Below are 21334 nucleotides of genomic sequence, written 5' to 3' on the forward strand. Positions count from 1 at the left end.
GGAAGGTCCAGACAGATGCGACAGGCTAACGCAGTTCGGGTGCCAGGCCGAACAGTGGAAATAGCTTCGCGGTGTCGAGGAAGAAGTTCAATCCGGCGATCGCGCCGCCCTGGAGCTCCAGCACGGTGATCGACCACGGCACCCACACACCCGGCTCGTCGCCAGGCTTGTAATGGCCGAAAGCGGGCAAACCGTTGGCGCCGTCCAGCCGGATCAGACGGGAATCGCGGCAGCCGCTTCCGGTGCCGAGCATGAACGCGGCCACATTCTCCGGACCGGAGATCCACAGCTCGAACGGCGGCATGGACAGTGCCACATCGGCTTTCAGTAGGGTGGTGAGCGTATCCATGTCGTAGGCCTCGAACGCCGTGACGAAGTTGTCTACCAGTTTGCGCTGGTTGTCGTCGGTCTCGTCATAGCTGTCCGTGCTGGACGGTTGGACCTTGGACATGGTGGCTCTCGCCCGTTGCAGGGCGCTGTTCACCGACGCGGGCGACATGGTGAGCGCCTCGGCGGTCTCGTTGGCGGAGAACCGCAGCACCTCGCGCATGATCAGGATCGCGCGCTGGGTGGCGGGCAGGTGTTGGCAGGCGGCGACGAAGGCGAGGCGCAGTGCGTCTTTGGCACTGGCATGTTCAGCCGGGTCCGCGCCGAAGGCGAGCGCGTTCGGAATGGGCTCGATCCAAACGTAGTCCGGCTGCGGCGCGGGCAGCGGGGAATCAGGTCGGGACGGGCTGGACAGATCCATCGGCCGCGCTCGGCGCTGTGGGCCGTCGAGCATGTCGAGGCAGACATTCGTCGTGATCTTGTACAACCAGGACCGTAGGCTGGCGCGCCCCTCGAAGGAGTGGTAGGACTTCCACGCCCGGGTGAAGGCTTCCTGTACCGCATCCTCGGCTTCGAACGAGGAGCCGAGCATTCGATAGGCGTATGCGCACAGCTCCCTGCGATGCGACTCGAATGAGGCGAGTACATCGGGAGCGAGGCCGACGGGGGAGCCGGACGAGTCGTTCATGGCAGTCACCCTGCCACAGGCCACCGACACACAACAGATGTTGTGGTCCCGTTCCGCCGGGCCTTAAACCTGTTGAAAATGTGCGTTCGGTCACGTCGTGTCGGGCGGTGACTTCGGCGCACACGGGTCGTCCTACTTAGCGAACCCACCTGGCATGCTCGAGAGGACGGCGCCCATGAGCAGCGCAATGATCTTCATCAATCTTCCCGTCGCCGACCTGAACCGATCGAAGAACTTCTATGCGGCGCTGGGCTGGAAAGTCGACCAGGAGTTCATCGACGACAGCGCCGCGTGCATAGTCGTCGACGACAATATCTGCGTAATGCTGCTGACCAGGGACTACTTCACTACCTTCGGCAAACGGCCGGTCGCCGACACCATCGGGACGGTCGGCGCCTGCTACGGACTCGCGCTCGGCAGTGTCGAGGAGGTGGACGGCCTCACCGTCGCGGCGCTCGCGGCCGGCGCCGTCGAAGAGGTCGACGAGGACAAGCGGGCGCAGGAGGCGCGGGTCGGCATGTACAGCCGAACCTTCCTCGACCCGGATGGTCATCAGTGGGAGCCGTTCCGGATGGACTGCGCGAAGGGTAGCTGAGGCCCGGGTGCGGATCGCCGCGTGCGCGGCGTTCTCAATTGCCGGTGAACGTGGGCTTGCGCTTCTCCGCGAAGGCCTTCGGGCCCTCCTTGGCGTCGGCCGACCGGAACACCGCCGTGCCGAGTTCGGCGTCGATCTTGAAGGCGTCCTCCTCCGGCATCGCCTCGGTCGCCCGGATCGTGCGCAGGATGGCCTGCACCGCGAGGGGGCCATTGGCGGCGATCTGTCCGGCGAGCTCGAGTGCCTTGTCCAGTGCCGTGCCGTCCGGCACCACGTGCCCGATCAGCCCGATCTCCTTGGCCTCGGCGGCAGTGACGTGCCTGCCGGTCAGCAAGATATCCGCGGCCACGGTGTACGGGATCTGTCGAACCAGCCGCACTGCTGAGCCGCCCAGCGGGAACAGGCCCCACCGTGCCTCGGAGACGCCGAATTTCGCGCTCTTGCCGGCTACCCGAATGTCGGTGCCCTGCAGGATCTCGGTGCCGCCCGCGATCGCCGGACCCTCGACCGCCGCGATCAGCGGCTTGCTCAGCCTGCGGCCCTTGAGCAGCGCCTCGATCGTGGACAGATCCCAGCCGCCGCCCGCGAAGGAGTCGCCGGGGTGTTGAGAGGTCATCGCTTTGAGGTCGGCGCCCGCGCAGAACGCGCCGCCCGCGCCGGTCAGGATCGCTACCCGGATATCCGGATCGTGGTCCGCCTGGTCCCAGGCGTCTCGCATGATCGCCATCATCTCCGCCGACAGCGCGTTGCGCGCCTCGGGCCGGTTCATGGTGACGATGAGGACATGGTCGCGCTTCTCGACGAGGCAGTGCGGCATTGCTGATTCTCCTGACTTCGAGCCTTGTCAGAAACAGTAACACGTTCTATTTTTATGCTGTGAGCTACAACATAGCGGACTTAGTCGAACATGCCATCGATCTGATGCCCGACCGTGTCGCGCTGGCCGACGACGGCCGCGAGGTCACTTACGCCCAGTTGGAGGTACGGTCCAATAAACTTGCTCACTACCTGCAAGATCGGGGAATCCAACCGGGCGACAAGGTAGGGATATACGCCCGCAACACGATCGAGGCCGTCGAGGCCATGGTCGCGATCTTCAAGGCGCGTGCCGTGATGATCAACGTGAACTACCGATACGTCGAGAACGAGTTGCAGTACATCTTCGAGAACTCGGATATGGCCGCGCTGGTCCACGAACGTCGGTACAGCGACAAGGTGTCCGCGGTTCGCCCGGAAACACCGAAGCTGCACACCGTCATCGTCGTCGATGACGATACGACCGGGACAATTCCCACCGCAGCGGATTCGGGGGAATACGAAGCGGTGCTCGAGCAGTCCTCGGGCGAGCGCGACTTCGGCGATCGTTCCCCCGATGACCTGTACATGCTCTACACCGGCGGCACCACCGGTAAGCCCAAGGGGGTGATGTGGCGCCAAGAGGACGTGTGGCGCGTGCTCGGCGCGGGCATCAATTTCCTCACCGGCGAATATGTCCAGGACGAATGGGAGTTGGCGAAGGTGGGTGCCGGCAGCCCGCCCATGGTGCGGTGCCCGATTCCGCCGATGATCCACGGCGGCGCGCAGTGGGCCATGTTCCACAGCCTGTTCGGCGGCGGGAAGATCGTGCTGCTTGCGGAGTTCTCCGGGCACGGCGTGTGGCAGGCCATCGCCAAGCACAAGATCAACCTCATCTTCATCACCGGCGACGCGATGGCACGCCCGATGCTGGACGCGCTGATCGAGGGCAACCCGGAAACCGGTGCGCCCTATGATCTTTCGAGTCTGTACGTGATGGCCAGCAGTGCCGCGCTGTTCTCGCCCGCGCTCAAGGATCAGTTCTTGGAACTGCTGCCCAACCGGATGATCTCGGACTCGATCGGCTCTTCGGAGACCGGATTCGGCGGGTTGTCGATCGTCGCCAAGGGGGCGACGCACACCGGCGGCCCGCGGGTGAAGATCGATGCGTCCACCGAGGTGCTGGACGAGGAGGGCAACCCCTTGCCGCCCGGTTGCGGTGCGGTCGGCATCCTCGCCCGGCACGGTCACATTCCACTCGGCTACTACCGGGACGAGGCCAAGACTGCGGCGACCTTCAAGGAATTCAACGGGATTCGCTATGCCATCCCTGGCGACTTCGCCAGGGTCGAGGAGGACGGCAGCGTCACCATGCTCGGCCGCGGGTCGGTCTGCATCAACAGCGGTGGTGAGAAGGTCTACCCGGAGGAGGTCGAGGGCGCGCTCAAGTCGCACCCGGAGATCTTCGATGCGCTCGTGGTCGGAATCGAGGACGAGCGCTGGGGCCAGCGGGTGGTCGCGGTCGTGCAGTGCCGCACCGACAACCGGCCCACCCTGGAGGAACTGCGCCCGATGCTGACGCACGAGATCGCGTCCTACAAGTTGCCGCGCAGCCTGTGGTTCGTCGACGAGATCAAGCGCTCGCCCGCGGGCAAACCGGACTACCGCTGGGCCAAGGAGCAGACCCAGGCACGGCCCGCGGACGACCACGCCGAGGCGAGTTCGAAGTAGGACCTGTGAAGTGGTCGGCTGTTGCACAAGGAGATCGGCCCAGCCCCGTGCTGCGTTCGGGTCGTGCAACCACTTCGGATGTGTCGATGCGTGTCGGCGCGGTTCAGCGGTTCGCCAGTTCGGCGAGTTGGAAGGCCAGGCGGTAGCGGAAGGCGGGGATTCGGGCCAGCGTCGAGAGCATCAGATTGCGCAGCATGCGTGCCGGACGCGGACGCACGGTCGCCATTGTCGTCATTCGGTCGGTGAACGAGACAACGCTGAGTGCGATGGGACGGCGGATGGTTTCATAGGTGTCCAGCAGCGTGTCCGGCTCGCCCGTCAGTACGCGCGCCAGCAGCGGGCCGAGCGTAGCCGCGTCCTGGATGCCGGTGTTCATACCTTGGCCGCCCGCCGGGCTGTGGACATGTGCGGCATCGCCCGCCAGCAGGATGCGGCCCGCGCGGTAGTGGTCGGCCACCCGGTGGTGCACTCGGAAGCGTGAACTCCACAGCACCTCGCGAACTTTGCCATCGCTGCCGGGGCCGCGCAGGTCCAGGATGGCTTGGATGTCCTCGACGGTCGGGTTTTCGGGAGCCTCGTCGACGGTCGCCACGACGCGGTAGCGGTTCGGCTCGGTGTCGTCGGGCAGTGGTGCGACTACCATGACGCCCTCCGTCGAAAGATACAGCGCCACTTCGTCACGCGCGATCGGCCAGTCCATTCGCACATCGGCGAGTACGAACGAGGCCGGGTAGGTGTCACCGGTGAATCCGATGCCCGCCTGCTCGCGGACGATGCTGTGCATACCGTCGGCGCCGATCACGTAGTCGGCCCGCAGGCTGCCCGGCACACCAGCGCCATCGGTGTATTCGACTGTGACGCCGTTGTTTTCGTCGGCGATTCGAGTCACTCGATAGGGTCGGCGCACCTCGCCGCCCGCCTTGTGCAGCCGGTCCAGCAGTACGGACTCGGTGGTGTCCTGCGGCGTCATCAGGGTGTATGGGTACCTGGTCGGCAGTCCGCCGAACTCGATGGCGGCCAACGTGCGCGGTCCGTCGTGCACCGTGAACCGCGGCACCACGATGCCGGCGCCGATGAGTTCGTCTGCGATGCCGAGTTCCTCCAGTACCTCCAGGGTCCTGGCGTGCACAACGGCGGCACGAGACGTGTTGGCGCCTTCGGCCAGCCGGTCCAGCACGACGAAGTCGACACCCGCGTCGGCCAGCGTGACGGCCGCGGTCAACCCCACGGGCCCGGCGCCGACGATCACTACCGCGGTGGTGTCCGGTAATGGGTGGTTCGGGGTGGCACTCATGGGAACTCCTCAGGTCAACATCTGTAGGCCAACGCTTGTTGGCATAACCGTAGCCAGGGTTCGAATCGAAAGTCAACAGCTGTTGGCCTACGCTTGTTGGCATGACTGCCGAGTCCAACCACATCGCGGTTCGCCGCTCCGATGCGACGCGCGCCGCGATTCTGCAGGCCGCACGCGCCCGTTTTGCCGCCGAAGGCTTCCGTAAAGCGACCATCCGCGCCATCGCGGCCGATGCCGATATCGACCCGTCCATGGTCATGCGTTATTTCGGCAACAAAGACGGCTTGTTCGCCGCCGCGGTCGACATCAGTCTCGATCTGCCCGACCTGGCTGCCACGGATCAGCGCGACCTCGGTGAGCTTTTGGTCCGCCGATTTCTGCTGCTGTGGGAGGGGCAACCGAACAATGCCGTCCTGCTCACCCTGTTGCGTTCCGCTATCACCGACGAGGCCGTCGGCGAGCGCTTCCGCACGGTGTTCGCCGAGCAGGTGCTGCCCGCAGTCCTACACTGCGGGGATCCGGTCGATGCCCCCCGGCGCGGCGGCCTCATCGTCACCCAACTGCTCGGCGTGGCCCTCTGTCGATACGTCCTGCGGATTCCGCCGGTCGTCGCCATGACCGGCGACCAGCTCGTCGCCGACGTGGCTCCCACGCTCCAGCGCTACTTGACGTCGATTCCGGCCGAGTAGAGCCGATCCGTATTACGCGGAACCAAGCGATATCGTCGAGCGATGTCCAATCGGAACATCCGGTTTTCCGGCGAGGAGCTGGTTGCCGTGCGCGCGTGGCGGAGGTAGCACTGTGCAGCAGTTCGTTCACGATGCCGTCATCAAGTCGATGAACGAGCATTCCAGACTGTTCGATGAGGCTGCTGACCATGTCTTGCGCGTCAGTGCGGAGTTGAGCCAGAGGCTGGCCTGATGGCGTATCCGACGCTGCCCCAACTGCTGATCTCGCTGACCGCTCAGGTGTTCCGGCGGCTGGTGGGCGCGATCAGTTCGACGGTCGGGAAATAGCCGCGGTATCGTGCGACGTCCCGTGTCAGCAATCGGTAGCCCGCCACTGCAGCGTGTGCTCCGATATAGAAGTCGGGAAGCGGTGAGCGCTTCTCACCGCTGTTGCGGCGATAACGCTGATACGCCTTACCCGCCAGGAAGCCCGCTCGAAACGGCAGCGCTTCACGCTCGAACTCGTCGAAGGGCAGCAGATGATCCAGTTCTTCGACTGTGTCGTACCCTACCGAGACCTCCGCGTAGATAACCGGATTGATGACGACCCGGCCGGAGTCGAGTGCGTCGGTGATCTGATGTGCCGACCATTCCGCCCAGTGCTTGTCATTGGTCATTACGTCCAGCAGGACGCAGGAGTCGATCAAAATGGCACGTCCACGGATTGGCGCCGGGCTACTCACCACGAAGCAGATTCATGATCTCGTCAGTGCTCATGCCCTCGATGTCCTTGCCGTCCGCAGTGCCCCGCAGACGGCGGACGAGCCGTTGGCCGCGAGTCGGGGCGCCATCGGCCCGCACGATCCGCAATGCGCCACCGACTTCGATAATCTCGACCTCGTCGCCCTCGTGAAGATTGTGCTTGGCGCGAAGGTGGGCCGGGATGGTCACCTGCCCTTTGCTGTTCAGCAGCATCGCCGCCTCCATATCGCCCGTAGTACACGTATTACGTAATACTACTCCGGGCGGGAAGCTGTCCCGTTCAGCTCGGGGTCCCGGCCAATAGTGCGCCGAGTGCGCGCAGGTGATCGGTGCCCGCGCCGAGGGCGAACTCATTGTGCTTCGCCGCGGTGAAGTAGTTGTGCACGATGTGGTCCCGGTCGATACCGACACCGCCGTGCACATGGACGACGGTGTGCGCGACACGATGGCCCGCGTCGGCGGCCCAGATCTTGGCGGTGTGTACCGCCTCGGCCGCGGGCAAGTTTTCCGATAGCAGCCAGGCGGCCCGGGTGACAGTCAGGCGCAGGCCTTGGACGTCGATATAGGCGTCGGCCAGGCGCTGTGCGACGGCCTGGAAGCTGCCGACCGGCCGGCCGAACTGCTCCCGCTCCCTGGCGTAATCGGCGACCAGCTGGAGTGCCCGTTCGACGGTCCCGAGTTGCAGGGCGCTCAGGCCCAGCCAGGCGCGGTGCAGGATCCAGTCCAGGATCTGCGCGCCGTCCGCCACGGTGCCGACCAGTTCGGCAGGCGTGTCGGTGAATTCGACGGCGAACTCTGGGCTTCGGTCGACCACCTGCTGGGCCGTCACCATCGCGGCGGCCGGATCGACCAAGAAGACCGCCGTGCTGCCGGACACCGTGGCGGGAACCACCATTCGCTCGGCGCGATCGGCGAACGGAACAGTGGTCTTGGCGCCGGTCAATCGCCACCCGCCGGGTGTCTCCACCGCGGCGGTGAGCGGCTGGGCGGGCTCCCAGTTGCGCTCCTCGGTCAGTGCCGCGGTGAGAATGACGCCGCCGACACCGGCTCGCTCGGCCAGATTCTGTTGCGCCGCGTCGCCGAAGCGAGCCAGCGCGCCCGCGCTGACCACGATCGACCATAGATACGGCACGGCTGCGACGTGCTTGCCCAGTTCACGCAAGATGGCGGTGTGTTCGAGCGGACCAAAGCCACTGCCACCGACGGACTCGGGCAAGGTCGCCGCGAGCACGCCGGTTTCGCCCAGCGCGCGCCACAGCGTCTCGTCGAATCGGTCGGTGTTCGTTCCCGCCTCGCCGGCGGAATCCAGTTCGCGCAGCCGGTCGGCGGTGACCAGTTTCCCGCAGACCTCGCCGGTCAGCCGGGCAAGGTCCAGTTGGGCTTCGGTGGGAGTGAAATCCATAGTGGTCTACCTGCTTTCGTTCAGCGCGCCGAGGCAGGCTGCGCGAGGGCGGTCATAGCGATGATGTCGCGTTGGATCTCGTTGGTACCGCCGCCGAAGGTCAGGATGAGCGCTGCCCGGTGCATCCGCTCCAATCGTCCGTGCAGTTCGGCGCCTGGGGAGTCTTGGCGCAGGTACGCCTGCGGTCCGAGGACCTCCATGAGCAGCCGGTATGCCTCGGTGGCCAGCTCGGTGCCGTACACCTTGCAGGTCGATGCGTCCCACGGCCGCGGCGCCGCGTCGCCGCCCGCGTCGGCCCGGCTGGCGATCTCCCAGTTCATCAGCTGGAGGTACTCGACCTTGGCATGCACCTTGGCGAGATTGAGTTGCGCCCATTCGCGGTCGATCACCCGGGAGCCGTCGCCGGCCTTGGTGTCGCGCGCCCACTCGACGGTCTGGCGCAGCGCGAGCGCCAGCGGCGCGGCCGACGTGAGCGCGACGCGCTCGTGATTGAGTTGGTTGGTGATCAGCGCCCAGCCGCCGTTCTCCTGGCCGACCAGCGCGCTCGCGGGCACCCGGACGTCCTGGTAGTAGGTCGCGCTGGTGTCCGGGCCTGCCATGGTGCGCACCGGGGTCCAGGAGAAGCCCTCGGCGGTGGTCGGCACGATGAGCATGCTGATGCCTTTGTGCTTCTTGGCGGTCGGGTCGGTGCGCACGGCCAGCCAGACGTAGTCGGCGTAGGCGATCAGGCTCGTCCACATCTTCTGGCCGTTGATCACGTAGTCGTCGCCGTCGCGCTCGGCTTTGGTGCGTAGGCCGGCCAGGTCGGTACCCGCGCCCGGTTCGGAATAGCCGATGGCGAAGTGCAGTTGACCGGCCGCGATCTTGGGCAGGAAGAACTTCTTCTGCTCCTCGCTGCCGTAGTGCATGATCGTCGGGGCGACCGAATTGATGGTCAGGAACGGCACCGGCGCGCCGGCGAGCGCGGCCTCGTCGGTGAAGATCAGTTGGTCCATGGTCGGTCGATCCTGGCCGCCATACTCCTCCGGCCACCCGAGCGCCAACCAGCCGTCTTCGCCCATCTGTCGGACGACCTCGCGGTAGACGTTGCCCTGCCCGTACTCGCCGGTCTGTGCGTTCAATGCTTCGCGGCGCTCCGGAGTGATCAGCCGCGCGAAGTACTCGCGCAACTGCGCGCGTAGTTTCTCCTGCCGCGGCGTGTACGCGATGCGCATGGCACTACCTCATACCTTCGTCGGTTCGGGTTCTCCCGATCATTGCATATCGACTGAAACATGTTCCAGTATTGAGAGTGGAGCCGGTGGGAGGCGCACCGGGCGGTCGGGTCGGCTCGGCAGGCTCCGATCACAGCGGCGGTAAAGGAGTTCTCATGAAGGTCAGCGTCGATCCTGATCAATGCGAAGCGAACGGAATCTGTGTCGGAATCGCCCCCGACGTGTTCGAACTCGATGACGATGACGAGCTGCACATCGCGGAGGGCGAGGTGGCGGCCGATCGGCTCGCCGAGGTCGAGCAGGCGGTCGCGCAATGTCCGAAGGCGGCGCTACGTCTCCAGTAGTCGCCTCTTGCCGAACGTTGGAACACGTTCTAAAGTCGGCCGCGTGCGCAAAGAGGTGAGCTTGGCCGGCCGGGTGGCGATCGTGACCGGCGGCGGTGCCGGACTCGGACGGGCCGAAGCGCTCGCACTGGCCGGTGCGGGTGCTTCGGTGGTGGTCAACGACCTGTCGGAATCGGAGGCTGTGGCCGATACCCTCGCGGAGATTCGCGCAGTGGGTGCGAAAGCCGAGTTCGTCGCCGGCAGCGTAGCCGAGCGCGCCACCGCGGATGCCTTGATCCACACCGCCCACGAATCCTTCGGCGCGGTCGACATCGTGGTCAACAATGCGGGGATCACTCGCGACCGAATGCTGTTCAACCTGTCCGACGAGGACTTCGACGAGGTGCTCGCGGTGCACCTGCGCGGCCATTTCCTGTTGTCGCGCAATGCCGCCGCGTACTGGCGCGGCAAGTCCAAGCAGGCGGGCGCGCCGGTCTACGGCAGGCTCATCAATACCTCCTCGGAGGCGGGGTTGCTCGGGCCGGAGGGGCAAGCGAACTATGGCGCCGCGAAGGCGGGCATCACCGCGCTGACCCTCTCGGCCGCGCGGGCGCTGTCGCGCTATGGCGTGCGGGCGAACGTGATCGCGCCGCGCGCGCGGACCGCGATGACCGAGGCGGTGTTCAGCGCCGCCCCGGACGGTGTGGTCGACCCGCTGTCGCCCGATCATGTGGCCCGGCTGGTCGCCTACCTGGCTTCGCCCGCCGCCGAAGGGGTCAACGGGCAACTGTTCGTGGTGTACGGCGGGATGGTCGCGCTGATGGCCGCGCCGGTCGTCGAGCGTCGGTTCGACGCCGCCGGCGGGCAGTGGTCGTCGGATGACTTGGCCGACACGCTCGGCGACTATTTCGCCGGCCGGCCGGCCGGGCAAACCTTCTCGGCCTCCTCGCTCATCGATCTGGAGTGAGTCGCTACGCGGCGACGACCGTCGCCGATGTGCTGCTGATCAACAGTCAAACCGTTGATCAGTGGTTCGGCACTTGGTAGACATGGTGCTGCAGGGTGTGTGACGCCGCACGAAGGTGGGAGCTTTCCGCATTTGACACCGGTTCTAAATTGATGCGCCGAAATTGAGAATAGGTGCACTTCAAAAGTGGCAAAATGCTTACGACGACACGATGAACATGTTCTAATCGTTGCGGCGGTGTGGCCACGGCGGACATGAGCGCCGTGAGCTGCACATGCCGGTTGAGCAAGGAGGATCGCGATGAACGAGGTCCTTGCTGTGCCGTTGCGTGCTGTCGGTGGGTTCTTCGAACTCACCGCCGAGGTTGCGCGTTCCAGCATGCGGAGACCATTTCAATGGCGTGAGTTCATCGACCAGTCCTGGTTCATCGCGAGCGTATCCATTGTTCCCACATTATTGGTCGCCATTCCATTCACCGTGCTGGTCAGCTTCACACTGAACATTCTGTTGCGCGAGATCGGAGCAGCAGACCTGAGCGGCGCGGGCGCGGCATTCGGTTCGGTCACCCAGGTCGGACCGATCGTCACCGTCCTCATCGTCGCCGGCGCGGGCGCCACCGCGATCTGCGCGGACCTCGGTGCCCGCACCATTCGCGAGGAAATCGACGCGATGCGGGTGTTGGGCATCAATCCGGTACAGCGCTTGGTCGTGCCGCGCGTGCTCGCCTCGATGTTTGTCGCGCTGATGCTCAACAGCATGGTGTGCACCATCGGCATTGTCGGCGGGTTTCTGTTCTCGGTATATCTGCAGGATGTGAACCCGGGCGCGTTCGTCAATGGCATCACGTTGCTCACCCATCTGCCCGAACTGATCATTTCCGAGGTGAAAGCCGGTTTGTTCGGGCTGATCGCCGGGCTGGTGGCATGTTATCTGGGCCTGAATGTCAAAGGCGGGCCCAAGAGTGTCGGTGATGCGGTGAATCAGACCGTAGTCTTCGCATTTATGGCCTTGTTCGTAGTGAACGTGGTGGTCACCGCCATCGGTATCAAGTTCACGGTGCGGTGACGCGATGGCCTTCGTGATCGAGTCCCGCTTTCCGCGGACCGTGCGCCGCGTGCGCCGGATGTCGGACTCGTTCGATGCGATAGGCAGACATGCCGTGTTCTACGCGCAGACGCTCGGCTCGCTGCCGCGCGCGATCATGCATTACCGGACCGAGACGATCCGCCTGATCGCCGAGATCAGCATGGGTACCGGTGCTTTGGCAGTGATCGGAGGCACCGTGGTGATCGTCGGCTTCCTCACTTTGTTCGCGGGCGGCACTATCGCGGTGCAGGGCTACAGTTCGCTCGGCAACATCGGCGTCGAAGCGCTCACCGGGTTCTTCGCGGCATTCATCAACGTCCGGATCGCGGCGCCGGTGATTTCCGGCATCGGCCTCGCCGCCACCATCGGAGCGGGCTCCACCGCGCAGCTCGGCGCCATGCGGGTGGCCGAGGAAATCGACGCTCTGGAGTCGATGGCAATTCGGCCGGTGCCGTATCTGGTCGGTACCCGGGTGCTGGCCGGGATGATCGCGATCGTCCCGCTCTACGCGCTCGCGGTGATCGCCTCCTTCCTCGCCAGCCGATTCGCCACCGTGGTGATCTACGGGCAGTCGGCGGGCGTGTACGACCACTACTTCTCCACCTTCCTCATCCCCAGCGACATCCTCTGGTCGTTCGCCCAGGCGATCTTCATGGCCTTGGCGATCATGATGATCCACACCTACTACGGATTCAACGCCGCGGGCGGGCCGGTCGGCGTCGGTGTCGCGGTGGGTAACGCGGTGCGAACCTCGCTGGTCGCGGTGGTCACGGTCACTCTGCTGATCTCGCTGGCCATCTACGGCACCTCCGGCAACTTCCATCTCTCCGGATGAGCGACATGGCGGAAGTGCGGCGAGCGGGAGGCGGCCTGACGAAGGCGCTGCGCGGCGGACTCGGCCTGAAACTGGCCGGGGCCGCGATGGTGCTCGTGTTGGTCGCCGTCGTCGCCGTGGCGCTGACCATGTTCGTCGGCGGGTTCACCTCGACGGCCACCGTGACGGTGCAGGCGCCGCGCAGCGGTTTGGTTCTCGACCCGGACGCCAAGGTGAAGATGCGTGGTGTGGAGATCGGCCGGGTGGCGGCCGTTGACTACACCACCGACCACGCCGAACTGCGGCTGGCCCTCGATCCGGAACAACTGCATCTCGTGCCGTCGAACGCGAACGTCGATATCCGGTCCGCCACTGTGTTCGGCGCGAAGTACGTCAACTTCACTGTCCCCGAGCGCCCTTCGTCGACCTCGCTACAACCGGGCGCGACGGTGACAGCGCAGCGGGTGACCGTCGAGTTCAACACGCTGTTCCAGCATCTGACCGACGTGCTCGCCAAGATCGAGCCGGAGAAGCTGAACGCGACGCTGTCCGCGCTGGGCACGGCGTTGGAGGGCCGGGGCAAGAAGCTCGGCGACCTGCTCGACCAGAGCGACGCCTACCTGCGTGACATCAACCCGTACCTGCCCGCGCTGCGCCAGGACCTGGCCGCGACCGGTGATGTCACGAACCTGTACGCGGACACGTCGAACGATCTGCTGCGCACCTTGCACAACGCGACCGTTACCAGCACGACTCTCGTCGAGGAGCGCGACAGTCTCGACGATGTGCTGATGAACCTCATCGGGTTGGCCGACACAACCGGTTCGGTGTTGCGCGACAATGAGAATCAGCTCGTCACGGCGCTCGACCTGCTCCGTCCCACCGCCGGACTGCTCGAGCAGTACGCACCCGCGCTGTACTGCCTGATCGGCGGTCTCGGCAAGGCGCTTCCGTTGGGTGAGGCGGTCTTCGGCGGCCTGCAGGAAGGCGTCGCGTTGAACACCGGTTTCATGTACGGCGCAAAGCCTTACACCGATCCGGAGGATCTGCCGAAGGTGAACGCGACCGGCGGCCCGCAGTGCGCGGGGTTGTTGGATCGGATGCCCGGCAGCCACGCCGACTATCTCGTCACCGACACCGCGCAAGGCCATGTGTACACGCCATCGACGACGTTGACTGTCAACCCGCCCAAGATCTTCCAGCTCCTGTTCGCCGGACTGCCGGGGGTGCCGCGCCCATGAGGAACACCGCGACAACCGTCAAATTGGCCGTCTTCACCCTGGTGATGTCCCTGGTCTTCACCGGATTGGCGATCGTGTTCAGCCAACTGCGCTTCGCGCGCGCGAACGCCTATCACGCGGTGTTCACCAGTTCCTCCGGCATATTGCCCGGCGCGAAGGTTCGCATCGCCGGCGTCCCGGTCGGATCGGTCGGTTCGGTGAAAGTCGGCAAGGACTACCTCGCGCACGTCGACTTCGACGTCGATCGCAAGTACGCACTGATGACCAGCACCCGCGCGATGATCAAATACGAAAATCTGGTGGGCGACCGATATCTCGAACTGGCCGAGGGGCCCGGGTCGAACCGGGTGTTGCCGAAGGGCGGCACCATCGGTCTGACACAGACCGCGCCCGCGTTGGATCTGGACATGCTGCTCGGCGGGTTCAAGCCGCTGCTGCGTGGCCTCGATCCCGACCAGGTCAACGACCTCACCAATGCGCTGCTACAGATCTTCCAGGGCCAGGGCGGCACGCTGGTGTCCCTACTGAACAGCGGTGGTTCCTTCGCCAAGACGCTGGCCGATCGGGATGCGCTGATCGGCAGCGTGATCGACAACCTGAATATCGTGCTGCGGACCATCGATGAGCGTGGCGACCAATTCGCCACCACGATCGACGAGTTGCAGCGGCTGATCAGTGAATTGGCCGCCGACCGGGACCCGATCGGCGACGCGATTCCACGCATCGCGGGCGCCACCGGTGATCTGACCGACCTTCTCGCCCAAGCCCGCCCGGACTTGAGAAGCACCATCGAGCAGACCGGGCGACTCGCCACCAACCTGGACGCGGGCTCCGACACCATCCAGTGGGTGCTGGATCGGCTGCCTTCGACCTATCGGCAGCTGATCAGGATCGGTTCCTACGGCTCTTTCCTCCAGCTCTACGTCTGCTCGACGAACTTCCTGGTGGACGGTCCGAACGGGCAGACAATGAAGATCAACATGCCCGCCGCCCAGACGACCGGAAGGTGTGCCGACGACCGATGAACAAGCAGCGATCACCCTCCATCACCCTCGGCATCGTCGGCCTCGTGCTGGTGGTGGCGGTGGCGCTGGCGGCACTGCAATTCGACCGACTCCCGTTCATCCGGTCCGGCGCGACGTTCACCGCCTACTTCGCCGACGCGGGCGGCCTGGTGCCCGGCGATCCAGTTCAGGTCGCGGGCGTGCGCTCCGGTCGGGTGGACGACGTCGGCCTCGACGGCGCCAAGGTGCTGGTCCGGTTCACCCTGGCCGAGTCGATCGTGCTGGGGCAGCAGACGTCGGCGGCGATCAAGACCAACACCGTGCTCGGCCGCAAGTCGCTGGAGGTGACCCCGTCCGGGGCCGGCGCGTTGCGCGCCCAGGACACGATTCCGCTGGACCGCACCACTTCGCCGTACTCGCTCAACGAAGCCCTGAGCGACCTGGCGGGCACGGTCGGCCGACTGGACCTGGACAAGGTCGACCAGACGCTCGACGCACTCTCGGCGACCTTCGCCGACACCCCCGCGCCGCTGCGGTCGGCACTGGACGGGATCACCGCGCTCTCGCGCAGCATCAACGTGCGGGACGAGGCATTGTCGGACCTGTTGCGGCGGGCGCAGAACGTCACGAAGATTCTCGCCGACCGCGGCAACCGGATCAACGCGCTGCTGCTGGACGGCAACGCGTTGCTCGGCGAACTGGACCGGCGTCGCACCGCGCTCGGCCAGTTGATCGTGTACGTGAACAGCTTGACTCAGCAGTTGTCCGGGCTGGTCGCCGACAACGAGGCACAGCTGAAACCGGCCCTGGACAAGCTGAATTCGGTGCTGGCCCTCTTGCAGCGCAACCAGCAGAACCTCGCCGACGCGCTCGATGGACTGGGTCCGTTCTCGGCCGCGCTCGGCGAGCAGGTCGGCAGCGGCCCCTACTTCCAGGCGTATGTGGTCAACGCGTCGAGCAAGTTGTTGCAACCGTTGGTGGACGCACTCGTGTGGCCGAACCATCTGCCGGACGATCTGCGTAGCTACCTGGAGCCGTTCCCCTCGATCGAGCCCGCGACCCAGGAGCCGCCGCGATGAGCGCGCGATACTCCCTTTCCGACCCGTTCGGAGGGGTCGATGGCGCGGCCCCGACGGTGCTGCAGTCGTGTTCGGGGGGATGTGCATGAGCGCGCTGAACGCGATACGGAATGTGCCCCGCTGGGTGCTCGTACTGGTTGGCGTGCTGGTCGCCGCCCTCGTGGCGGTCGGTGCGTGGAAGAGTTTCACCCGGATCGCAACGACCCGTGTCACCGCCTATTTTCCGTCCACCTCCGGGCTGTACCAGGGCGACGATGTGCGGGTGCTCGGGGTGAAGGTCGGCAGGATCGATTCGATCGAACCAGGCGGCGACCGAGTCGAGGTGAAACTGACGATCGATCGCGGCATCGATGTCCCCGCCGACGCGCGGGCGGTGATCATCTCGCCCTCGCTGGTCTCGGCGCGATTCATCCAACTCGCGCCCGCCTACACCGGTGGACCGAAGCTGAACGACGGTGGCGAGATTCCGATCGAGCACACCGCCGTGCCGGTCGAATGGGACGACATCAAGGCGGAATTGTCCAAGTTGGCGACCGCGCTCGGCCCGGTCGGTGACGACAAGCAAGGCTCGTTCGGCCGCTTCGTCAATACCGCCGCCGACAATCTCGACGGTAACGGGCAGCGGTTCCGCGACACGCTTCATGAGCTGTCCGCCACGCTGAACACGCTGTCCGACGGGCGAACCGACCTATTCGGCACCATCCGCAACCTGCAGAAGTTCGTCGAAGTGCTCTCCGCGAGCAACGAACAGATCGTGCAGTTCGGCGGTCGACTGGCGTCGGTGTCCGCGGTGCTGGCCGGTGTCTCCTCGGAGCTCGGTGCGGGACTGGACAATCTGGACGCGGCGCTGGTCGACGTGCGCCGGTTCCTCGACGGCAGCGGCACCGAGCTCACCGAGGGCTTGCAGCGGCTCGCCGACGCGACCCAGGTGCTGGTCGACAAGCGGCCCGCGCTGGAACGGGTGCTGCATTCCGGGCCGACCGCCCTGGCCAACTTCTATCAGATCTACAAACCCGCCCAAGGCACCCTGACCGGCGCGATCGCCCTGAACAACACCGCCGACCCGCTCGGTTTCCTCTGCGGCTCGGTGCGCGCGCTGGAGACCAACGACTCCGAGCGCAGCGCCGACCTGTGTGCCCAGTATTTGGCGCCGGTGCTCAACACCCTGGGGATGAACTACCTGCCGATCATGCTGAACCCGGCCAGCGGTGTGACCGCATTTCCGGATCAGCTCAAATACTCCGATCCCGGACTGGCCGGGCAGGTGGCGAGTCAGACGCAGACGCGGCAACGGTCCACGTCGGTGAGTGTGCCGAACGGTATCGCCGGACTGGCGATTCCGGGGGGCGGGCGATGATGCCGAGACGACTACGCAGAACTGCCGCCCTTGCGGTGGGCCTCGCCGTGGCGCTCGGTGTGTCCGGTTGCGAGTGGGACGGGCTGAACTCGCTGCCGATGCCCGGCACCGAAGGCACCGGGCCCGGGTCCTACCAGGTGCGCATCCAGATGCCGAACGTGACCACGCTGACCAGGAATTCGCCGGTGCGGGTGCACGATGTCACGGTCGGAACGGTGTCGAAGATCGAGGTGCAGGACTGGCACGCACTGGTCACCGTCAGCCTGAATTCCGACGTGCGCCTACCCGCCAACGCGACTGCCAGGATCGGCCAGACCAGCCTGCTCGGCTCCAACCACGTGGAACTGGCCGCACCGACCGACCAGGCACCCGAGGGCGAGCTGCACCCCGGCGATGTCATCCCGCTGGCGCGCGCCGGCGCCTTCCCGACCACCGAGCAGGTGCTGTCGTCGCTGTCGGTGGTGCTCAACGGCGGCGGATTTTCCCAGTTGGAAACCATTACTCGTGAACTGAATTCCGCCCTCACCGGCCGCGAGGACGCGATCCGGGATCTGCTGCCGCAGTTGAATGAACTGACCACGAACCTGGACCGCCAGACCGGCGACATCATCCGCGCGATGAGCGGACTCGACCGACTCAGCGGCCAGTTTGCGCAGCAGCGCGACGTTGTGGCGGGCGCGCTCGAGCAGATCCATCCCGCGTTGACCGTACTGGCCGATCGCCGGGCGAACATCACCCGGGCGCTGACCGCGCTCGGCGAGCTCAGCGACGTGACCCACCGGATCATCGATGCAGGCGGTAACAATCTGAAAGCCGACCTGCGCAGCCTCGCACCCGCGTTGCAGTCTTTGGCCGACACCGGCAACAATCTCACCGAGGCGCTGAAGATCGTGCTCACCTTCCCATTTCCGATGAAGAACCTCGATCACGCGATCAAGGGCGACTACCTCAATCTGTTCATGACGGTTGACCTGACCGGCCGGCGGCTGGACTCGAATTTCCTCACCGGGACGCCACTGGGCGGGAGATTCGGCGGCGTCGAGGGCGCGCTCGGCCGCTTCGCGCCAGGAACGGCCGCCCAGAACGGCAACCCGGCGACCGGGCCGCTGCAGGCGCCACCACCGCCCGCCGTGAGCACGCAGCCGACGCCGACCATCCCCGGCCTGCCCGCGATTCCCGGGTTGACCACGCCCATGCCGGAAGGCGCTGCGCCGCAGGGAGGGTCGGGACAGTGACACTGACGCGTTTCGTCCGCACCCAACTGGTCATCTTCTCCGTGCTCACCGTGATCAGCTTGGTCGTGATGGGCGGGATGTACGTGAAGTTGCCCGCGATGTTCGGTATCGGCCGCTACGCGGTCACCGTCCGACTGGCCGCGACCGGCGGCCTCTACCCGACCGCCAACGTTGCCTACCGAGGCACGAATGTCGGTGTGGTGAAAGAGGTTCGGCTCACGCCGGCGGGAGTCGACGCGCAGCTGTCCATCAACAGCGACTTCAAGATCCCCTCCGACGTCGAAGCCTGGGTGCGTAGCGTCTCGGCAGTCGGCGAGCAGTACGTCGATTTGGTTCCCGCCGAACACCGAATTAGCGGGAACCTGCACGACGGCAGCGTGATCCCGGTGGATCGCACCAAGCTGCCGCAGGATGTCGGGTCGATGCTCGACCAGACCGACCGGCTGCTGTCCAGCGTCGCGGACACCCGCCTGCGGCAGGTCATCGACGAGGCCTTCCTCGCGTTCAACGGTGCGGGGCCGGATCTGCAACGGTTCATCGATTCCGCGGCATTGCTGGTGCAGGAGGCGCAAAACAGCGCGGAACCGACCAAGCGGCTGATCGATCAGATCGGGCCGTTGCTGGACACCCAGACCCGTTCGGACGCCGCGATCCGTTCCTGGACCGCTGATCTGGCGACTGTCACCGATCAGTTGCGCGGCCACGATCCCGCCTTGCGTGGTGTGCTGCGCGAGGGCCCCTCCGCGATGCAGCGGGTGAGTACGTTGTTCAACGATCTGCAGCCGACCCTGCCCCTGCTGCTGTCCAATCTGATCAGTGTCGGCCAAGTCGCCGTCACCTATCACGCGGGGCTGGAACAGATCCTGGTGATCTACCCGCCGCTGGTCGCGGCGCTGCTCACCGCAGTCCGCGGTCCACTCGAATACGGCGCGCTGGTCGACTTCATGGCCGTGGTCAACGACCCGCCGGCCTGCACTACCGGCTTTCTCCCACCGGACCAGCGCCGCTCCCCGAGCGAATTGGACACCGTGGACACGCCGCCGGGCTTGTACTGCAAGGTCCCGCAGGGCGCGCCCGAAGCGGTGCGCGGCATTCGCAACACGCCGTGCGTCGAGGTGCCCGGTGTGCGCGCCCCGACGCCCGAACTGTGTCGGACCGGGTACGTTCCGTTGGGTAACAACCCGCCGTTCGGCCCGCCACGGCCGGTCGCGCCGGCGGCCGCACCGCCCACGCAGGAACCCGCGGGCGCCGTACCCGCGGGCTATGGCGGCACACCGGCCGCCGCGCGAGCCTACGATCCGGAAACCGGTGTCTACATCGGCACCGACGGGCGCACATACCGACAGGGCGATATCGGACCCGGCGGTTCGGGAACGGTACCGTCGAGCTGGCAGGCGATGCTCGAGGAGCAGCAACGATGAGTGATATCAACGGAAACGGTCGCCGCACGCGGCGGCGTGCGGTGCGCTCGGCAGGTCCTCCGGTCGACGAACTCTCGACCAGCGCCGCGAACTCGGTCACCGAGGTCGGTTCGACGCGCGTGGATCTCGGCGCCGGAACATCCGGTATTCGTGCGGGTGGCGCGCCTGCTTCTGTTGACGCGGCGAACACTTCTGCTCCGTCGGGGTCGAACAAGAAGGATGCGACTGCCGACAGCGCTGCCACGGCCGAGCAAGGGTCGGTCGTCCTCGCGAAGGCGAAAGCCGCTGCCGTGCCGGGCGCCGATGAACAGACATTCGAGGACAAGACCGCCGACGGGAGACGCGGTCGTGGCCTCTCCCGAATCCTCGCGCTCGCCGCGACCGCACTTGTGGTTCTCGCGCTCGTCAGCGGTGCGACCGTCTCCGTGTTCGCGCTGCGCTCCGCGGACCAACGCGACGCGCGGCGCGAGGACTACCTGCGGACCGCCCGGCAGGCGATCGTCAATCTCACCACCATCCGGGCGGATTCGGCCAAGCAGGATATCGACCGGATCCTGTCGCTGGCCTCGGGACAGTTCAAGACCGAATTCGACGGACGGGTCGACCCGTTCACCAGCATCGTGCAGCAGGCCAAGGTGGTCTCCCACGGCGAGATCGTGGCGGCCGCGCTGGAAGGCGACGACGACCGCTCAGGACGCGTCCTGGTCGCGGCCAAGCAGACGCTGACCAACGCGGGCCAGGCCGAACCGCAGACTCGGTACTACCGGTTCCGGGTGACCGTCGCCCGCGGCGATTCCGGTATGAGCGTGTCCAACGTGGAGTTCGTGGCATGACGGGGATTCGGGGCAAGGTCCTGCTCGGCATCGTCGGCGTGGTGGTCGCGGCCTCGGTGGTCATCGGGGGTGTCAACGGTTACCGCTACTGGGACGACCGGCAGGTCGAGCAGTCGCGCGAAGACGCGGTCGCGACGGCCGGCCGCACGGTCGAGGCGATGTTCACCTACAACCCGCAGACCGTCGACACCGAACTGCGCAAGTCCGCCGACAACCTCGGTGGCAGTTTCCACGACGACTACCTGACGTTGATCGACAAGCAGATCGCGCCTGGCGCCAAGGAGAAGCAGCTCACCGTCACGGCGACCACCCAGGCCAGCGGTGTCATCTCCGCCGATCGCGACCGCGCCGAAGTCCTGCTGTTTCTCAACCAGGTCATGACGAGCAAGGACACGCCGCAGGGCACCACCACCGGCAGCCGGGTCCGCGTGGTCTTGGCGAAGCAGGACTCTCGATGGTTGGTCGAGGCGGTCGATCCGGTCTGATCGCCGAGATCGC

The 21334-nt window shown here is 65.8% G+C and carries 22 protein-coding genes; 15 read left to right on the top strand and 7 right to left on the bottom strand.

Annotation, left to right across the window (positions count from 1 at the left end; translation table 11 throughout):
- Nucleotides 1-25: 25 nt before the first annotated feature.
- Nucleotides 26-1015 (bottom strand): sigma-70 family RNA polymerase sigma factor, encoded by a 990-nt coding sequence (locus AB0C34_RS12425; protein WP_357070463.1) that lies wholly within the window; start codon nucleotides 1013-1015, stop codon nucleotides 26-28.
- 175 nt (nucleotides 1016-1190) lie between these two features.
- Between AB0C34_RS12425 and AB0C34_RS12430 the strand changes: the two genes are divergently transcribed.
- The gene (locus AB0C34_RS12430; protein ID WP_357070466.1) at nucleotides 1191-1610 is read left to right on the top strand and encodes a VOC family protein; all 420 of its coding nucleotides are present in this window, start codon (nucleotides 1191-1193) and stop codon (nucleotides 1608-1610) included.
- A 34-nt stretch (nucleotides 1611-1644) separates the two neighbouring features.
- Here AB0C34_RS12430 and AB0C34_RS12435 read toward each other — a convergent pair whose 3' ends face one another.
- Nucleotides 1645-2427 carry a crotonase/enoyl-CoA hydratase family protein gene (locus AB0C34_RS12435; protein ID WP_357070469.1) on the bottom strand — a complete coding sequence of 261 codons (783 nt, stop codon included), beginning with the start codon at nucleotides 2425-2427 and terminating at the stop codon, nucleotides 1645-1647.
- 59 nt (nucleotides 2428-2486) lie between these two features.
- On the opposite strand from AB0C34_RS12435, the gene AB0C34_RS12440 reads away from it, so the two are divergent.
- The gene (locus AB0C34_RS12440; protein WP_357070472.1) at nucleotides 2487-4136 is read left to right on the top strand and encodes an acyl-CoA synthetase; all 1650 of its coding nucleotides are present in this window, start codon (nucleotides 2487-2489) and stop codon (nucleotides 4134-4136) included.
- A gap of 103 nt (nucleotides 4137-4239) precedes the next feature.
- Here the strand turns inward: AB0C34_RS12440 and AB0C34_RS12445 are convergent, their stop codons facing one another.
- A complete protein-coding gene (locus AB0C34_RS12445) occupies nucleotides 4240-5430 on the bottom strand; it encodes an FAD-dependent monooxygenase (RefSeq protein WP_357070475.1) in 1191 nt (396 codons plus the stop codon).
- Nucleotides 5431-5531: 101 nt separating this feature from the next.
- Between AB0C34_RS12445 and AB0C34_RS12450 the strand changes: the two genes are divergently transcribed.
- Nucleotides 5532-6119: a TetR family transcriptional regulator gene (locus AB0C34_RS12450; RefSeq protein ID WP_357070477.1), complete on the top strand. Its 588-nt coding sequence runs from the start codon at nucleotides 5532-5534 to the stop codon at nucleotides 6117-6119.
- Nucleotides 6120-6394: 275 nt separating this feature from the next.
- Here the strand turns inward: AB0C34_RS12450 and AB0C34_RS12455 are convergent, their stop codons facing one another.
- From AB0C34_RS12455 to AB0C34_RS12470, 4 genes are all read right to left on the bottom strand, one after another.
- On the bottom strand, nucleotides 6395-6844 hold the full coding sequence (locus AB0C34_RS12455) for a type II toxin-antitoxin system VapC family toxin (protein WP_357070480.1): 450 nt from the start codon (nucleotides 6842-6844) through the stop codon (nucleotides 6395-6397).
- Entirely contained in the window at nucleotides 6834-7073 is a 240-nt protein-coding gene (locus AB0C34_RS12460; RefSeq protein ID WP_357070483.1) for an AbrB/MazE/SpoVT family DNA-binding domain-containing protein, read from the bottom strand. Before AB0C34_RS12460 ends, AB0C34_RS12455 begins: the two co-directional genes overlap by 11 nt.
- Nucleotides 7074-7140: 67 nt before the next feature.
- Nucleotides 7141-8262: an acyl-CoA dehydrogenase family protein gene (locus tag AB0C34_RS12465; protein ID WP_357070486.1), complete on the bottom strand. Its 1122-nt coding sequence runs from the start codon at nucleotides 8260-8262 to the stop codon at nucleotides 7141-7143.
- Nucleotides 8263-8282: 20 nt separating this feature from the next.
- Nucleotides 8283-9476: an acyl-CoA dehydrogenase family protein gene (locus AB0C34_RS12470; RefSeq protein WP_357070489.1), complete on the bottom strand. Its 1194-nt coding sequence runs from the start codon at nucleotides 9474-9476 to the stop codon at nucleotides 8283-8285.
- Nucleotides 9477-9631: 155 nt separating this feature from the next.
- On the opposite strand from AB0C34_RS12470, the gene AB0C34_RS12475 reads away from it, so the two are divergent.
- The 12 genes from AB0C34_RS12475 (at nucleotide 9632) to AB0C34_RS12530 (ending at nucleotide 21321) form a co-directional block, all read left to right on the top strand.
- Nucleotides 9632-9820 (top strand): ferredoxin, encoded by a 189-nt coding sequence (locus AB0C34_RS12475; protein ID WP_357070492.1) that lies wholly within the window; start codon nucleotides 9632-9634, stop codon nucleotides 9818-9820.
- Nucleotides 9821-9863: 43 nt separating this feature from the next.
- On the top strand, nucleotides 9864-10766 hold the full coding sequence (locus AB0C34_RS12480; protein ID WP_357070495.1) for a 3-oxoacyl-ACP reductase: 903 nt from the start codon (nucleotides 9864-9866) through the stop codon (nucleotides 10764-10766).
- A 300-nt stretch (nucleotides 10767-11066) separates the two neighbouring features.
- Nucleotides 11067-11831 carry an ABC transporter permease gene (locus tag AB0C34_RS12485; RefSeq protein WP_357070497.1) on the top strand — a complete coding sequence of 255 codons (765 nt, stop codon included), beginning with the start codon at nucleotides 11067-11069 and terminating at the stop codon, nucleotides 11829-11831.
- Nucleotides 11832-11835: 4 nt separating this feature from the next.
- Entirely contained in the window at nucleotides 11836-12687 is an 852-nt protein-coding gene (locus tag AB0C34_RS12490) for an ABC transporter permease (protein ID WP_357070500.1), read from the top strand.
- Between the two features lie 86 nt (nucleotides 12688-12773).
- On the top strand, nucleotides 12774-13907 hold the full coding sequence (locus tag AB0C34_RS12495) for an MCE family protein (protein WP_357071316.1): 1134 nt from the start codon (nucleotides 12774-12776) through the stop codon (nucleotides 13905-13907).
- Nucleotides 13904-14932, top strand: a complete 1029-nt coding sequence (locus tag AB0C34_RS12500) for an MCE family protein (RefSeq protein ID WP_357070503.1) — start codon at nucleotides 13904-13906, stop codon at nucleotides 14930-14932. Before AB0C34_RS12495 ends, AB0C34_RS12500 begins: the two co-directional genes overlap by 4 nt.
- Entirely contained in the window at nucleotides 14929-15990 is a 1062-nt protein-coding gene (locus AB0C34_RS12505; RefSeq protein WP_357070506.1) for an MCE family protein, read from the top strand. Before AB0C34_RS12500 ends, AB0C34_RS12505 begins: the two co-directional genes overlap by 4 nt.
- Nucleotides 15991-16075: 85 nt before the next feature.
- Nucleotides 16076-17347 carry an MCE family protein gene (locus tag AB0C34_RS12510; protein WP_357070509.1) on the top strand — a complete coding sequence of 424 codons (1272 nt, stop codon included), beginning with the start codon at nucleotides 16076-16078 and terminating at the stop codon, nucleotides 17345-17347.
- On the top strand, nucleotides 17344-18582 hold the full coding sequence (locus tag AB0C34_RS12515) for an MCE family protein (RefSeq protein ID WP_357070512.1): 1239 nt from the start codon (nucleotides 17344-17346) through the stop codon (nucleotides 18580-18582). Before AB0C34_RS12510 ends, AB0C34_RS12515 begins: the two co-directional genes overlap by 4 nt.
- On the top strand, nucleotides 18579-20003 hold the full coding sequence (locus tag AB0C34_RS12520; protein WP_357070515.1) for an MlaD family protein: 1425 nt from the start codon (nucleotides 18579-18581) through the stop codon (nucleotides 20001-20003). The genes AB0C34_RS12515 and AB0C34_RS12520 overlap by 4 nt, the downstream gene beginning before the upstream one ends.
- Entirely contained in the window at nucleotides 20000-20836 is an 837-nt protein-coding gene (locus tag AB0C34_RS12525; protein WP_357070518.1) for a hypothetical protein, read from the top strand. Before AB0C34_RS12520 ends, AB0C34_RS12525 begins: the two co-directional genes overlap by 4 nt.
- Nucleotides 20833-21321: a h domain protein gene (locus AB0C34_RS12530; protein ID WP_357070521.1), complete on the top strand. Its 489-nt coding sequence runs from the start codon at nucleotides 20833-20835 to the stop codon at nucleotides 21319-21321. Before AB0C34_RS12525 ends, AB0C34_RS12530 begins: the two co-directional genes overlap by 4 nt.
- The last annotated feature ends 13 nt before the right edge of the window (nucleotides 21322-21334 follow it).

Source organism: Nocardia sp. NPDC049220 (assembly GCF_040647855.1).
Classification (GTDB): Bacteria; Actinomycetota; Actinomycetes; order Mycobacteriales; family Mycobacteriaceae; genus Nocardia.